Source organism: Brucella sp. H1_1004 (genome assembly GCF_047308065.1).
Classification (GTDB): domain Bacteria; phylum Pseudomonadota; class Alphaproteobacteria; order Rhizobiales; family Rhizobiaceae; genus Brucella; species Brucella pseudogrignonensis_B.
On the sequence record NZ_JAYKZA010000001.1, the window covers coordinates 1,043,429 to 1,058,264 of the forward strand.

Here is a 14,836-nt window from a genome sequence, read left to right on the forward strand (position 1 = left end):
TGTGAGCAAAGCTTTATGTAACGAGCCAGAATTTACTTTTTATAACAAAAATCGGGGGCGTTTATGATGGTTGTATCGGAAAAAAACCAATATAAAACAGTTATTAAAGTAGATAAAGCAGAAGGAAGTGTGGTGGAATGTGATGAAAAGGAGATGTTCCATCTGCCAGGGCATTTGAGCTACAAACAATCTTCTGTCGGCGTTGACGTATATGTGCCAGAAGATGTGCGCGGCATTCTTATTTTGGAACCGGTTCGCAATTTAAAATTGAAATTGGTGAGCGGAGATGAGCTAACAATTAATTGCGTTGCAGGGACGGTTTGCGTGATACCTGCAGATCAGGCAGTAGTGATTACATGGCCTGAGCCTGTATTTTTTCTGAATATAAAATTGAATAATCTATTTAAAAGGAAAGATATAGATAGTAAAAATATCTCTATTCATGATAAAATATCTATTTTTTCGAGTAAGAGATGCCTGCAGATCGGGAAAATAATATCAGAGCAACTGGATAATAATGAAAATATTGACCTTGATTTTATCAAATCTCTTCACATTGTGATTAATAATATTATTGCGAAGAGCTATCTTTTATCACGAGAAGCTTCGGTAATTAATACAGGTCTTAGTTCGTACGCTTGCCGACAAATAGAAAGCTATCTTAAAGAGAATTTCCGCGGTTCTGTATTGGTGTCAGATATGGCGGACTATCTCGGAATGTCTTCCGGACATTTTGCGAGTTGTTTTCGCGAAAGTTTCGGCCAGACGCCTCATCAGTATTTGATGAACTTAAGACTCGATGATGCGGAGAAATGCCTTAAGGAGACTGACATACCTATTAGTGAGATCGCTGCAGGACTAAATTTCTCTAGTCAAAGCCATTTAACCACGGCGTTAAAAAAATATCGTCAGCTTACTCCGGGTGAGATTCGAAGAAGAAGTTCGTTCAATCGTAGGCGGTCTTGATATGGATTTTTATTCTAAGATGCAGCGGGACGGCTAGGTTTAGTTTGTGGCGTTTGTTTTTTACCTTTTTAGCCATTTGCGCCAAATATGGACCTCGCTTTTACGCCGCCAGCGACGAACTCGATGAGAGTCATGAGAAAGGACAATGAGACCAAGCGGTAACATCCAGAAACCGAGCACAGGTAAAAAACCTAATGCGCCTCCTATTACGAGCGAGCCTCCAAGCGTTCGTCTCATCATTATGGATTGAGGCATAGGAATGCGTTTTCCTAGAATCAAAATAGAGCGTTTATGCACGTTATGATTATATTTTTCGGTCACGCTTACCTTCTCACGGTTTATCTACGATATTATTCCGTCTTAAATGTACCAGAAGATATAGGTTTTCCGCGCCCAAATGCAAAAAATTTGAAAAAAGTCAAAATAGGGCTTGGCAAATCAGAAAAGCTCCTGCTATACGCCACCTCGCTGACACAACGAGCACCTCTTCCCCGGTAGCTCAGTGGTAGAGCAACCGGCTGTTAACCGGTTGGTCGCTGGTTCGAATCCGGCCCGGGGAGCCACTGTTTTCTCAGTGAGAACAGTAGGTTGTAACTATGCTAAGTGGCTCTAAATTTATATTTGTTTTGTGTGAGCTTTTGCATGTAATCGCTAGTTAAGATTATTTTTATTAACTATTCTGGCTTTCATTCGTATTATTTGCTGTACGCTTAGGTGGTTTAGGGTAGCAAGTATCGGTGATAGGTAATTGTTGTGGGCCCTTAAAAAGGTCACACGCATGGATATTGACTGGTTTCTTAAGCTTTCGATTGCTGGGAGCAAATCTCAAATTTGTTGCGTTGATATCCAGTTCGCGCGAAGTCTTTTGAACTGAACCGTCCGACGCGATACCCCCGTTTTAAGCTGAAGATTTGCAGGAATGTCTTGAAAGACGTCGATTGAAGGCATGAAGCAGACGACCTTTAAATATCAGAGGGTCATAGGAATGACCTCCGACACCCCTTCATGCTTTAAGTGCATTGGCCGAATTTCCTAATTTGTTCTTTGTTTAATAAGAGCTGTAGCTTTGTTTGAACCAAATTGCGTTTTGATCGTTTAACGATTTGTTAAACTTATTTGGAGGAAGCTATGCTTTTATACTCGAAGTTTGAGACTCTTATGACGGCAGCCTTTTTGATTGCCATATCAATAGCATTCTTTTTTACGTGAAAGGTGTGATCCACCCGAATGATGAATTTCAGATAAATGAAACTATGGAATTCGTTTCATAGTTTCATTTATGTTTTTTTGAAAATTTGACACAAAAATCTGTTAATAAATTGATTTTCCTGAATATTTTCTTCTTGTTTGTGGGTGTCTCATTTGCAAAGGCCTAAGTTTACTATAGAGCTGAAAAGCCCATTCATTACCGTGTAGAGGCCTTCCGGCCATGGCATGCTGCGGATTTAGGCCGGTATGATCAAAACGTGCATAAGAGTTAAGTGTTGGTCTTGTGGTGAGCGCTACAATGACTGGCGTCGATATGAAGAAGTCCATGATAATAAGCGCTATGGGTTGATATCGGGAATATTAACTGCAAAGTATTCAGATTAAAGGCTATGAGGCTAGCTCAGAAAATATTGCCCTGTTTTTATATTGGCTGGCCTTATTGGAAGCTATTGAAAACTTAGACGCGCATAACCGCAGATCGTCATGGCTGATTTTCCCAAACTTCGTTATATCATGTTTTCACTGGACATCGCGGAGATAACGAATGAGCGGCTTGTTGGCCCTTTTAGATGACGTTGCTGCTATTGCGAAAATTGCGGCAGCCTCTGTAGACGATATATCCGCAAATGCCGTGAAAGCAGGTAGCAAAACAATTGGTGTGCTGATTGACGATACCGCAGTGACGCCGAATTACGTTGTCGGAATAACTGCGGCGCGTGAATTGCCGATGATCGGAAAGATTGCGCTTGGAAGCCTTCGCAATAAGGCTCTTCTTATTCCAGCGCTCTTGCTGCTTGATTATTTTATGCCTGTCGCAATTACTGCACTACTGATGATTGGCGGCGCTTACCTTTGTTTTGAAGGTGCAGAAAAGGTCTGGCACAAGATATTCCCGGATCATGGCCATCAAGACGATGAATCCAGTGATGATAAAGACCCGACCGCGCTTGAGGAAAAGCGGGTTGCAGGTGCCATTAAAACCGATCTTATTCTTTCTGCGGAAATTATGACGTTGGCGCTTTCCATGATCGAGACGAATTCAATATGGATCGAGCTTGGAACACTTGTCCTAGTTGGCATCATGATCACTGTATTGGTTTACGGCGTGGTAGCAGTCATCGTGAAGCTTGATGATTTTGGCGTGTTTTTAGCCAGAAAGGGTCGTCTTTCGGTAACACGTACCGTAGGTCGTCTAACTGTCCGCGGAGTTCCAAAGTTACTGCTTCTATTGACCATCATTGGAACCGCAGCGATGCTGTGGGTTGGCGGCAATATTTTTATTCACGGCCTTCATGACCTTGGCATTCATCAACCGTTTGGTTGGATTTCGGCTTTTGCAGCTGTATTGGCTGGGCAGGTGACAGCAAGCCTCACAGCTGTGGTGAATTGGCTTGCCACTGCTTTCGCTGATGGCATTTTCGGTTTCGTCTTAGGCACAATAATCGTGATATTGATGATGAAAGTTGTCGAGCCATTTTGGAAAGTCGCGTTTGGAAAAGAATGAAATGTGGCACCGCAGGGTAAATCTTTACCCCATGTGCTTTTTGGTTCCGAGATCAGGAGAGATTTTCGTCGAGTAGCTCCATGCACAAGGCGCGGGCGTCGTCTGCAATGTCTGGGCTAAAAACCAGCCAATAGCCTTTTGTGCTTGTCAGGTTCACATTGCAGGCTTGGACGAGTTTGCCTCGCGCTATTAAATCATCGATAAGTCCTGCCCAGCCAAGCGCAATCCCCTGATCGGCCATAGCTGCTTCCAAAACGAGGTTATAGGTGTTGAAAATCAACCCGTAATTTCCCTCATCGATCTCTTCGTTGATAGCCTCAAGCCATGTCGGCCATGTGTACCAACGATCGCCTTGCAATGTATCAAGGTGCAAAAGTGCAGATGACTTTATACCCGCTCCATTCGGGAAAGGGCCGTGTTCCTCTAAAAATGCGGGAGAGCAGACAGGAACGACTTCTTCTCCAATGAATGCAATGGAGCCTTTGGGAAAGTCGTCCTTTGCTCCAAACAGGATTGCCACATCTGCTTCGCGATCATCCAGTGGCTTGATCATAGAAGACGCTGTTATACGAACGTCAGCATCAGGGTGTTTGGGTCGAAATTTCGCAACGCGGGGCATCAGCCAGAACGCAGCAAAACCGTAATCGGTGGCGATACGCAGTCCGGGTGTTCGCTGTCGGCGTTTTATTTGCTGAATGGCGTCTTCTATGCCTTCAAGGCCGAGACGCACAGCCTCGTAGAGTATGCGTCCTTCTGGAAGAATTTCGACGCCTCGCGCTCGCCGTTTGAACAGCGATACACCCAATCGATCTTCTATGCGTTTTATTTGATAGCTGACGGCAGGCTGTGTCATGCCTAACTCACGGGCTGCGAGAGTTAGATTTTCTAATCGTCCGACAGCTTCAAAAATGCCAAGACTGCCCAAATCCCAAGATTGAGAAACCATAAATATCCTTTATGACTGTAATAAAAAATCAGTGTCTTTTCCCTTATCTCTAAAGATGTTTTTCTTAAACACGGAATGCAAGACATAACGAATTTTGATCGAAATCATTTCGTTGAAGACAGATAGGGGACCAACATGCGCTACCTTACATTGATGGCAATCGCACTTGCGAGCGTTACGAGTTTGTCGAATGCTGCCTCTGCAGCCGACGCTGCTGCGTGTGAAACAATTCGTCTGTCAGATCCGGGTTGGACGGATATTACGTCAACGAATTCAATCGCGAGCGTGCTTCTTGACGGCCTTGGCTATAAGGCTGACGTTAAAACAATGTCGGTCCCTATCGGTTATGAAGCAATCAAAACCGGCAATCTGGATGTTTTTCTGGGTAACTGGATGCCTGCTCAGCAGAAGTTCCGAGATGATCTTGATAAAGCAAAGGCTGCTGAGGTTTTGGTGAAAAACCTGGAAGGCGCCAAATTTACATTGGCTGTTCCAGACTACGTGGCCAAAGAGGGCGTGAAGGATTTTTCTGATCTTGCAGCACATGCCGATAAGTTCAGTAAAGAGATCTATGGTATCGAGCCTGGTGCACCAGCCAACCAGAACATTCAGAAAATTATTGAAGACAAGAAGTTCAAGCTAGACGGCTGGAACCTGGTTGAATCAAGTGAGCAGGCCATGCTTGCTCAAGTAGATCGTAAGAACCGCGATAAACAGTGGGTTGTCTTCTTGGCATGGGCACCACACCCGATGAACACAAAGCTCAACATAGAATATTTGTCGGGGGGCGATGATTACTTTGGTGCGAATTACGGTGGCGCAGAAGTCTACACGCTTTCGCGCACAGGTTGGGCAAGCGAATGTGCAAACGCTGCCAAGTTCTTCAAGCAGTTGACATTTACGGTTGATATCGAAAATGAGCTGATGGACAAGATCCTTAACGAAGGAACTCAAGGTCCTGCAGCGGCAACTGCATGGCTTAAAGCCAATCCTGCTCAAATCGATAAATGGCTTGATGGTGTTACCACGCTCAAGGGCGAGCCGGGTGCTGCCGCAGTTAAGGCCAAGCTCGGATTATAAGCGATACGACAGTCTTGGTTTCGGCGGGCGTTCATTGCGCCCGTCGTTTGACGTTTGTATTTATCTCCATTGATGGTTCTTCCCATGAAAAAGCCGAACATACTCATAGTGATGGTCGATCAGCTGAATGGCACATTCTTTCCTGACGGACCGGCTGAGTTTCTTCACGCTCCGCATTTGCGAAAACTGGCCGAACGATCGGTGCGTTTTGTCAATTGTTATACGGCAAGCCCTTTATGCGCGCCTGCGCGTGCTTCGTTTATGTCGGGGCAATTGCCATCGCGCACCGGCGTTTATGACAATGCGGCTGAGTTCTCGTCTGAAATACCGACCTACGCGCATCATTTGCGAAATGCTGGATATCAAACAGCGTTGTCGGGTAAAATGCACTTTGTTGGCCCTGACCAACTCCATGGCTTTGAGCAACGCTTGACGACGGATATTTATCCTGCTGATTTTGGGTGGACACCAGACTATCGCAAGCCGGGCGAGCGGATTGATTGGTGGTATCATAATCTTGGTTCCGTCACTGGCGCTGGGACAGCTGAGATAACAAACCAACTTGAATATGACGACGAGGTCGCATATCAGGCTGAGACGAAGCTCTATGATCTGGCTCGCGGCCATGATGATCGTCCATGGTGTCTCACTGTGAGCTTCACGCACCCACATGATCCCTATGTGGCGAGAAAAAAGTTCTTTGATCTTTATGCCGATATTCCAGAGCTTGATCCAAAAATTGGACCATTGCCTGCAAGTGAAACTGATCCGCACAGCGAACGTTTGCTACGGGCTTGCAAGGCTAAAGATTATGATCTGACGCAAGATCAGATCAGGACCGCTCGTCAGGCTTATTTTGCTAATATTTCGTATGTCGATGATAAAATTGGCAGCATTCTTGACGTGCTTGAGCGATGCGGGATGGCTGAAAATACAATCATAGTGTTTACGTCAGATCACGGAGATATGCTCGGTGAGCGCGGACTGTGGTTCAAGATGAACTTCTTTGACGGTTCTGCGCGCGTGCCTTTAATGATCGCATCGCCACAGCTCAAACAAAGACGGATTGACGAAGCTGTATCAACACTCGATGTATTGCCGACGCTTGCTGATCTTGCAGGTTTGAGTCTTGACGATATCATGCCCTGGACAGATGGTGTGTCATTGGTTGATGTTGCATCAGGTGTCCAACCACGCGACATCGTACCAATGGAATATGCTGCGGAAGGCACGATTGCGCCCATGGTCTCGGTGAGAGAGGGTCAGTGGAAGCTTAATCTGTGCAAGGCTGATCCGCCACAATTTTTCAATCTTGCGGATGATCCGGATGAACTCAGAAACGTTGCTGATGTAGCAGAATATCAGGATGCTTTTATTCGTCTCACCAATTGGGCAGAAAAGCGTTGGAACTTAGAGCTCTATGATCAGCAGGTGCGTGCAAGTCAGGCTCGACGGCATGTAGTTTATACTGCGCTTCGAAATGGTGCATATTATCCGTGGGACTATCAGCCTCTACAAAAGGCTTCGGAGCGTTACATGCGCAACCACATGGATTTAAATATACTTGAGGAAGCGCAACGGTTTCCACGGTAATACTAATCAAAAGGCCGAGGGAAATTCGGCCTCTTTTTTCTCGGGCGTAGATAGTGTTAAAGGTTTTGGGTACAGTTGCTAAGAATGCGATTGGCCTATTCGATGCTGTGTACCGATAAAGCGTTATTCACGTTCAAATCAGAATCCGAGATCAAAGAGAGATCATGTCAGTCCAGCGCGCCAGCTTTTATATTCTCCTCGCTCTGGTCACAGTCGCCTTTGCCTGGTTGCTTATTCCCTATTATTCGGCAGTGTTGTGGGGTGTTATTCTCGCAATCATATTCTACCCGGTGCAGCAGTGGCTCGTGCGCGTGCTTAATGGCAGGCGCAATTTTGCAGCATTGCTTTCAGTCCTGATGTGTATCTGCTTGGTAATTATCCCCGTGCTGTTGATATTTGGTTCTTTGGTGCAGGAGGGCAACTCGCTTTATCAGCGTCTGAGTACACGGGAGTTTGATCTCAATAGCTATATCACAAGCATTCTTGATGCGTTGCCCGGCTCGCTAGAAGAGTGGATGATCCGATTGGAACTGGGGAGCTTCGCTGACTGGCGATCACGTATTTCTTCTGCGATATTACAAGGCAGTCAGCTTTTTGCAGGACGGTTGGTGAGTCTTGGTCAGAATACTTTACAGTTTTTTGTCAGCTTCGGCATAATGACTTATCTGCTGTTTTTTCTGTTTCGCGATGGACCTGAACTTGGCGCGAAAATCCGTCAGGCAATTCCATTAAGTGATGAATACACCAACCAAATCGTTGAAAAATTTACAGCCGTCATTCGCGCTACTGTAAAGGGCAATATCATTATAGCGCTTATCCAAGGCACGCTTGGTGGCGTCACATTCTGGTTTTTGGGTATAGAAGCCGCTCTGTTATGGGGCGTCATGATGACTATATTCTCGTTGCTTCCAGTTGTTGGCGCTTCCCTTATATGGGCTCCAGCGGCATTATGGTTTGCAGTCAATGGAATATGGTTTAAAGCAGCATTTCTCATCTTCGTGGGTGTTTTTGTAATCGGCTTGATCGACAATTTCTTGCGTCCACCGTTGGTTGGTAAAGGGACGCGTATGCCTGATTTCGTTATTCTTATATCGACAATCGGCGGTATCTCTCTCGTCGGTATCAATGGTTTTGTCGTTGGGCCAATGATTGCTGCAATGTTCATTGCTGCCTGGTCGCTGCTTGCAGAAGAACAAAAATTGCAGATTCCACCCAAGTGACCATCCGATGGAAGCGGTTCATAATCTAAATTTATCAGGGAGATAAAAGAACGCCCGCTACACTGGGAGGAGGAGTGTGTAGCGGGCTGATCTGAAAAGCGCGACTGGGAGGAGGAGTGCCGCGCTTCGAGTTCAGCCTCTGGGAGGAGGAGTGAGACTGAACATCCCGAAAATAGGTGCTGAATGGCGGAGTTACAAGAGCCGATACTGCAGGGCAGATATGCAATTTGGAATAGCTAAAATAAGAAACCGCCCCGCAGCGGTTAACGCGCTGGGGCGGCTCTCAACTCCTCCAAGTGGCGCCGACAATAACGCCGTACATTTAAAAAGCAACCCCTTTATAATTACATCTAATTTTCAGAAATTACTGAAATTATTATACGTTTATGGTGCATCTTCTAATAAACTCGAATTCATATGCTATCTATTATCATCGCGGTTGATGTAATAAGAAATTTATTTTTACCTTTGTAAAAAATTTCAAAAATTGTGATGCTTTTATATTGGGAATTGTTGTGTTCGAATTTCAATTTAATCGTTTGAAGTACCGCTTTCCTGCGTGTTCCAGTTTCTTCACGTAAAACCTGCTAACTGAGATTAATTAAAGTTGACTCTGAATATCAAGATTAATATAGCACCCAATTAATATGAGTCTTTTTATCATCTTAATGACTTGGCGGCTGTGAGCTGGCACGGGGGTTGTCGTGAAATTGAATTCGGTACGTATTGGCTATCTGTTGAATACAACAATTTTGACCGGTTTAGTGGGAGCAGGACTTCTCACGGCTACCCCCGGTTTTACACAAACTGCAGTGCAGTCGAACTCCGTGCAGAATCAGGTCTCGGAAGAAGATAAGACCGCGCCGAAGCGTAAAGAGCAGGTGCTTCAGCTCGATACGATTACCATTTCGCCGACGATTCAAAATGCAGCTGCAATCGACTCGATGGCTTCAACCAGCGTCATTACTCGGGCTGATATTGATCGCATTCAAGCAACAACTGCTGCTGATCTCTTCCGCACGACACCGGGCGTCCATGCTTCGCTCAATGGTGATGATCCAGCAACCTCGATCAATATTCGTGGTCTTCAGGAAAAGGGCCGCGTTGCCGTAACAATTGATGGCGCACGTCAGGATTATTGGCGCGTTGGCCATGGTTCAGGATCGTTTTATATCGAGCCTGAAATGCTCAAGCAGGTAACAGTCATTCGCGGTCCTGTGTCCAACGCCTATGGTAATGGCGGTATCGGCGGTCTGGTTGCGTTCGAGACCAAAGATGCGAGCGATTTCCTGCGTGATAGCGAAACCTGGGCGCTAAGTGAAAAACTTCGCTATGAATCGAACGGAAAAGGCTGGATGACCAGCACCGTCGGTGCCTATCGTTTTAATGAAAATGTCGATGTCATCGGTAACATGAATTACCGTGATAGCGGTGAATATAAGAATGGTGATGGTGATTTCGTTCGCTGGACCGGCGAGCGTGTCGTTAGCGGGCTTGGTAAGATTACAATCCGTCCAGCTGAAGGACATGAACTAAAATTCGGATATTCACGTCAGAAATATAATGATGCCATGACGGGCAGCAGTGGCTCTACGTCGAAGACGCTTTCAACATATGATGCCGACACCGTCGTTAACACCTACACCGGAAATTACACCTATAAGCCCGAGGACAATCCATTCTGGGATTTGTCTGTGAATGCCTATTATAGTGAGACGGATAACGATCAGTACCAAATCTGGCCAACGGCAAGCATTGGAAAAACGCGCTTTTATAATGTTTCGACGGCTGGTTTCCGCGCTTACAACAGCTCAAAGATTGAAACGGACGCCATAACGCACACCATCACCTATGGTGTTGATTATTATAAGATGCGTGGAGAATCCGATACCGACAACTTCGGTAATGGTGACCAGCAGGCTTATGGTGGTGTTCTGCAATGGCAGGGCGATTACCAGAAGTGGCTCGAACTCATCGCTGCTGTCCGTTACGATGGTTATCGACTTGAAGGCACAATCAAGTCCGATGGAACGAACCCGGCGCAGGACGTTAATGTTGATGGACATCGTTTCTCGCCGCGCCTCAGCGTTGGTGTGAGGCCATGGGATGGCGTGCAGTTCTATGGCCTCTATTCGCAGGGCTACCGTGTTCCGCATATGCAGGACATGTTCCGCCAGAATGGCGCGCATGGTGCAGGCTATGAGCCTAACCTGCTGTTGGAGCCAGAAGTTGCGACATCGTTTGAAGCCGGTGTGAATCTGCGACAGGATGGTATTTTTGATGCAGGCGATCAGGTCCGTGCAAAGATCAATTTCTTCCATACAGATGTGAAAAACTACATCGAGACGGTTTCCAAGGGCACATATACGACGTCCGAAAATGTCGGTACCGCACGTCTACGCGGTATCGAACTTGAAGGCACCTATGACAACTGGTGGGGTTACATCAATCTTGGCGCTTCATTCACAGATGCTGAGATGAAAGATGGAATCTACAAGGGGGATGCGCTCAGCAATACGCCTCTGGATAATGCAAGTGTGACTTTGGGCCTGAAGGCTTTCGATGAAAAGCTTGTCTATGGTGTCGAGTATGAAAGTGTTGGAAAAGTTAACCGCATAAGCAGCAACAAAGTCTATACATACCCGCGTCATGACCTCGTAAACGTGTTCGCGAACTGGCAAGTGAACGACAATGTAAAGCTTGATCTCGGCGTCGATAATCTGTTCAACAAGGCTTATACAGACCCACAAACAGGTTGGGCCACAACCTCCGACCAAAATCAGGGCAAGGGTCGAACCTTCAAGGTTGCGATTACAGGCCGTATTGGCGGTTGAAATTTGAAGTCACGGATGGAGCCGCAAGGCTTCATCCTCCCTATCTAAATCCTCCCGATCTAATGAATATACCGAGAAAGCCCGTGTCGCAGCCATCTCTTGATAATTCCCGAGCCTTGCTCAGTTATGCGAATATCGCTCTGCAAAACGGCAGTGCCTATCTGCCAAATATTGTTGACCGTCTGAATTCATATCACGCCCAATATGATGCAAGCGGTGACAATCACACGTTTGATTTTTCATTCGGGCGCATCGAGATTGAAAGCAAAACCAATGGCTATCGCGTTGCACTTCACGCGGATGACGATACTGGTTTGCACCGTCTCAAAGATCTCGCAGCGGTTGCGATTAAGCTCTATACCAAAGAAGAAGCACCGGAAATTATCTGGCAGGGTGATAGGGCGGGGCAACAGGTTTTGCCGCAGTTTCGCCTTATGCGGGTAATCTCAAACAGTTTGTTGACACCGCGCATGTTGCGAATGCGACTTGCAGGTGAAGATCTCAAGCGTTTTTCCCTTTTTGGCGCGATGCATATTCGTTTGCTGCTTCCAACAATAGAAGTCCCTCAGCCAGTCTGGCCGATTATGGGACCAAATGGCTTGCCGTTCTGGCCTGATGATGATCGCAAGCCAGCTTCACGTGCTTATACCATTCGTAGCCTCAACCTTGATGAAGGTTGGCTGGAAATTGATTTCTATCTTCATGTGGTTGAAGGGCTAGCTTGTACTTGGGCTAAAAATGCAAAACCAGGTGATCAGGTTGGCTTGATGGGTCCTGTTGGTCGACCTCTGCGCCAAGCCAGCCGTTACCTTATTGGTGCGGATGCAACCGGGCTTCCAGCAATCGGACGCATGCTTGCGGAGTTTTCGGATGACGTCACGGGACGTGTCGTAATAGCTGTCGATAGTGAGAAGGACGTACAGGATCTCGTTTATCCATCAGGTGTATCTGTAGAATGGATTATAGATTCCGATCAGAAGCGCGCGGCGGAAACTCTCACACAAGTGTTGTGTGAAGCGGAGTGGCCAGAGGGCCCAGATAGCTTTGGCTGGTTTGCGGGTGAAGCAGATCAGGCAAAAATCGTTCGGCAACATTGGCGCCAGAACCTTGGCAAAAGCCGTGAAGAAACACTTGTTGCTGGCTATTGGCACAAGGATGCTGTCGGTTTTATGGCTGTTTAAAACCTATGCTAATCACAATGCTGAGCGAATAGGTCATAATAACCTTTCGCTCGCAAAAATAATGCGCTAGGCACCCTACAAATTATAATTGAAGGAGCCGCGCCATGGCTGAATTGTTGAAACGCTTTGCTGGTTATTACAAGCCACATCGTGCCTTGTTTATGCTGGACTTTTCATGTGCTGTGGCAGCCGGTCTCCTGGAACTTGCTTTCCCTATAGCCGTGACGGTTTTTATTGATCGGCTTCTGCCAACAGGACAGCTTAGTATCATCGGTCTCGCTGCAGTTGGCTTGCTGGCAATTTATGTCCTTAATGCGTTTCTTCAGGTTGTGGTGACCTATTGGGGCCACATGCTCGGCATCCGTATTGAAACGGAGATGCGTCGCAAGGCATTTGACCATCTTCAAAAGCTGTCATTTGGCTTTTTTGACAATCAGAAAACGGGACATCTTGTTGGACGCCTGACCAAAGATCTGGAAGAGATCGGTGAAGTCGCCCACCATGGCCCTGAAGACCTGTTCATTGCTGTTATGACGCTAATTGGCGCTTTCGCATTGATGATATGGGTACATGTGCCGCTTGCTTTGATTACTGCGCTTATTGTGCCTCTATCTGCCTATGTGACGTTGCGTTATGGCGGGCGGATGACATCGAACTGGCACGCGCTTTATCGCCGGGTTGGCGATTTCAATGCCCGAATTGAAGAAAATGTTGGCGGAATACGCGTCGTTCAGGCCTTTACCAATGAAGACCATGAACGCAAGCTGTTTGCTGAAAGCAATGAAAACTATCAGAAGACCAAGCTTGCGGCGTATAAAATCATGGCAGCATCAATGTCGCTGTCCTATCTGTCGATGCGCTTTGTACAGGTAGTCGTCATGCTTGCGGGTGCTTGGTTCGTCGTGCGCGGAGAAATGACAGCAGGTGGCTTTGTTGGCTTTCTTCTGTTGGTGAATGTGTTTTTCCGCCCGATCGATAAGATTAACTCGGTTATTGAAAGCTATCCAAAAGGTATTGCCGGTTTTCAGCGTTACATTGACTTCATGGATACGCGCCCGGATATCGCCGACCGCCCAAACGCTCAATCCGTTTCACGATTGAAGGGTGATATTGAATATCGGGATGTAAGTTTCGGTTATAGTGACAATCGACCTATTCTGAGCAATCTCAATATTTCTATCGAGGCAGGTGAAACAATCGCTTTTGTCGGTGCATCAGGCGCGGGCAAAACAACGATCTGTTCCATGCTGCCACGGTTTTATGAAGTGACGGGCGGCGGAATTTACATAGACGGCATCGATATTCGTGACATGACGCTCAAGTCGTTACGTTCCAATATTGGTATTGTCAGTCAGGATGTGTTTTTGTTTGCAGGCTCCATCCGCGAAAACATCGCTTATGGCCGCCTGGACGCAACGGATGAAGAGATTGTTGAAGCTGCGCGTCGCGCGCGTCTTGATGACGTAATCGCCAACCTTCCCGATGGCTATGACACCGTCATCGGAGAACGTGGTGTGAAGCTTTCAGGTGGACAGAAACAGCGTTTGGCTATCGCCCGCATATTCCTCAAAAATCCACCAATCCTCATTTTAGATGAGGCAACATCTGCTCTGGATACCGAAACTGAGCGCGCTATTCAGCAGTCGTTAGCCGATCTTTCGGTGGGGCGTACAACGCTCGTCATCGCGCATCGCCTTGCAACTATCGTCAATTCGGACCGCATTCTGGTTGTCGAAGGCGGTGAAATTGTCGAGCAAGGAAGCCACAAAGAGTTGCTCAATGTGAAGAATGGCCGCTATCAGCGCTTGCACAGCGTACAGTCTACATCCATTGGTGGCGTGCTATCGGCCTGAACTTGTCGTGTCAGCTCAATGACCTATGTCCCTGCATATCTTCTGCGGGGACACTTTTATGCAAACTATCAGTATTAAGCGAATTTACGAAGCGCCAGCGCCGGAGGACGGATTCCGTGTTCTTGTTGATCGCGTATGGCCACGCGGCATGACGAAGGAAAAGGCTGCAATTGATCTTTGGGATAAAGGAATTGCGCCGTCTTCCGAATTACGCAAGTGGTTCAATCATGAACCTGCAAAATGGGATGCATTCCAAATGAAATATCGCGTCGAGCTGGCAACGAAGGAGGATGCTCTAAAACAGCTGCTCGAAGCCAGTGCTGGCAAGCCCATAACATTGCTTTATGGAGCAAAAGACGAGCAGCATAATCAGGCGATTGTATTGCGAGACTTTCTGAAGAAAGCGATATGAATTAAATTATTCAAAATTAAGTATAATTAATTGAGATA

General features: G+C 46.6%; 11 protein-coding genes and 1 tRNA gene. 10 read left to right on the forward strand and 2 right to left on the reverse strand.

Annotation, left to right across the window (positions count from 1 at the left end; translation table 11 throughout):
• Positions 1–63: 63 nt before the first annotated feature.
• Positions 64–966, forward strand: coding sequence for a helix-turn-helix domain-containing protein (locus tag U2P60_RS05105; protein WP_413571623.1), 903 nt, complete (start codon positions 64–66; stop codon positions 964–966).
• A 60-nt stretch (positions 967–1,026) separates the two neighbouring features.
• Here the strand turns inward: U2P60_RS05105 and U2P60_RS05110 are convergent, their stop codons facing one another.
• Positions 1,027–1,221 carry a hypothetical protein gene (locus tag U2P60_RS05110; RefSeq protein ID WP_413572000.1) on the reverse strand — a complete coding sequence of 65 codons (195 nt, stop codon included), beginning with the start codon at positions 1,219–1,221 and terminating at the stop codon, positions 1,027–1,029.
• A gap of 233 nt (positions 1,222–1,454) precedes the next feature.
• On the opposite strand from U2P60_RS05110, the gene U2P60_RS05115 reads away from it, so the two are divergent.
• A tRNA-Asn gene (locus U2P60_RS05115) sits at positions 1,455–1,529 on the forward strand.
• 1,190 nt (positions 1,530–2,719) lie between these two features.
• Entirely contained in the window at positions 2,720–3,679 is a 960-nt protein-coding gene (locus U2P60_RS05120; protein WP_413571624.1) for a DUF808 domain-containing protein, read from the forward strand.
• A 52-nt stretch (positions 3,680–3,731) separates the two neighbouring features.
• Here U2P60_RS05120 and U2P60_RS05125 read toward each other — a convergent pair whose 3' ends face one another.
• The gene (locus U2P60_RS05125; protein ID WP_413571625.1) at positions 3,732–4,625 is read right to left on the reverse strand and encodes a LysR substrate-binding domain-containing protein; all 894 of its coding nucleotides are present in this window, start codon (positions 4,623–4,625) and stop codon (positions 3,732–3,734) included.
• 135 nt (positions 4,626–4,760) lie between these two features.
• Between U2P60_RS05125 and choX the strand changes: the two genes are divergently transcribed.
• The 7 genes from choX to U2P60_RS05160 all read left to right on the forward strand — a co-directional run bounded on the left by choX (position 4,761) and on the right by U2P60_RS05160 (position 14,798).
• A complete protein-coding gene (choX, locus tag U2P60_RS05130; RefSeq protein ID WP_409558684.1) occupies positions 4,761–5,705 on the forward strand; it encodes a choline ABC transporter substrate-binding protein in 945 nt (314 codons plus the stop codon).
• Between the two features lie 84 nt (positions 5,706–5,789).
• Positions 5,790–7,298 carry a choline-sulfatase gene (betC, locus tag U2P60_RS05135; protein WP_413571627.1) on the forward strand — a complete coding sequence of 503 codons (1,509 nt, stop codon included), beginning with the start codon at positions 5,790–5,792 and terminating at the stop codon, positions 7,296–7,298.
• A 164-nt stretch (positions 7,299–7,462) separates the two neighbouring features.
• Complete coding sequence (locus U2P60_RS05140) at positions 7,463–8,518, forward strand: AI-2E family transporter (protein ID WP_413571628.1); 1,056 nt, start codon at positions 7,463–7,465, stop codon at positions 8,516–8,518.
• A 704-nt stretch (positions 8,519–9,222) separates the two neighbouring features.
• A complete protein-coding gene (locus U2P60_RS05145; RefSeq protein ID WP_413571629.1) occupies positions 9,223–11,352 on the forward strand; it encodes a TonB-dependent hemoglobin/transferrin/lactoferrin family receptor in 2,130 nt (709 codons plus the stop codon).
• A gap of 83 nt (positions 11,353–11,435) precedes the next feature.
• Positions 11,436–12,533: a siderophore-interacting protein gene (locus tag U2P60_RS05150; protein WP_413571630.1), complete on the forward strand. Its 1,098-nt coding sequence runs from the start codon at positions 11,436–11,438 to the stop codon at positions 12,531–12,533.
• A 104-nt stretch (positions 12,534–12,637) separates the two neighbouring features.
• Positions 12,638–14,386 carry an ABC transporter ATP-binding protein gene (locus U2P60_RS05155; RefSeq protein WP_413571631.1) on the forward strand — a complete coding sequence of 583 codons (1,749 nt, stop codon included), beginning with the start codon at positions 12,638–12,640 and terminating at the stop codon, positions 14,384–14,386.
• A gap of 58 nt (positions 14,387–14,444) precedes the next feature.
• On the forward strand, positions 14,445–14,798 hold the full coding sequence (locus U2P60_RS05160) for a DUF488 domain-containing protein (protein ID WP_413571633.1): 354 nt from the start codon (positions 14,445–14,447) through the stop codon (positions 14,796–14,798).
• The last annotated feature ends 38 nt before the right edge of the window (positions 14,799–14,836 follow it).

What these genes read in the sequence shown, in the direction of transcription:
- U2P60_RS05105 (WP_413571623.1), top strand. Translation starts at nt 64, where the DNA reads ATGATGGTTGTATCGGAAAAAAACCAATATAAAACAGTTATTAAAGTA.
- U2P60_RS05110 (WP_413572000.1), bottom strand. Translation starts at nt 1,221, where the DNA reads ATGCCTCAATCCATAATGATGAGACGAACGCTTGGAGGCTCGCTCGTA.
- U2P60_RS05120 (WP_413571624.1), top strand. Translation starts at nt 2,720, where the DNA reads ATGAGCGGCTTGTTGGCCCTTTTAGATGACGTTGCTGCTATTGCGAAA.
- U2P60_RS05125 (WP_413571625.1), bottom strand. Translation starts at nt 4,625, where the DNA reads ATGGTTTCTCAATCTTGGGATTTGGGCAGTCTTGGCATTTTTGAAGCT.
- choX (WP_409558684.1), top strand. Translation starts at nt 4,761, where the DNA reads ATGCGCTACCTTACATTGATGGCAATCGCACTTGCGAGCGTTACGAGT.
- betC (WP_413571627.1), top strand. Translation starts at nt 5,790, where the DNA reads ATGAAAAAGCCGAACATACTCATAGTGATGGTCGATCAGCTGAATGGC.
- U2P60_RS05140 (WP_413571628.1), top strand. Translation starts at nt 7,463, where the DNA reads ATGTCAGTCCAGCGCGCCAGCTTTTATATTCTCCTCGCTCTGGTCACA.
- U2P60_RS05155 (WP_413571631.1), top strand. Translation starts at nt 12,638, where the DNA reads ATGGCTGAATTGTTGAAACGCTTTGCTGGTTATTACAAGCCACATCGT.
- U2P60_RS05160 (WP_413571633.1), top strand. Translation starts at nt 14,445, where the DNA reads ATGCAAACTATCAGTATTAAGCGAATTTACGAAGCGCCAGCGCCGGAG.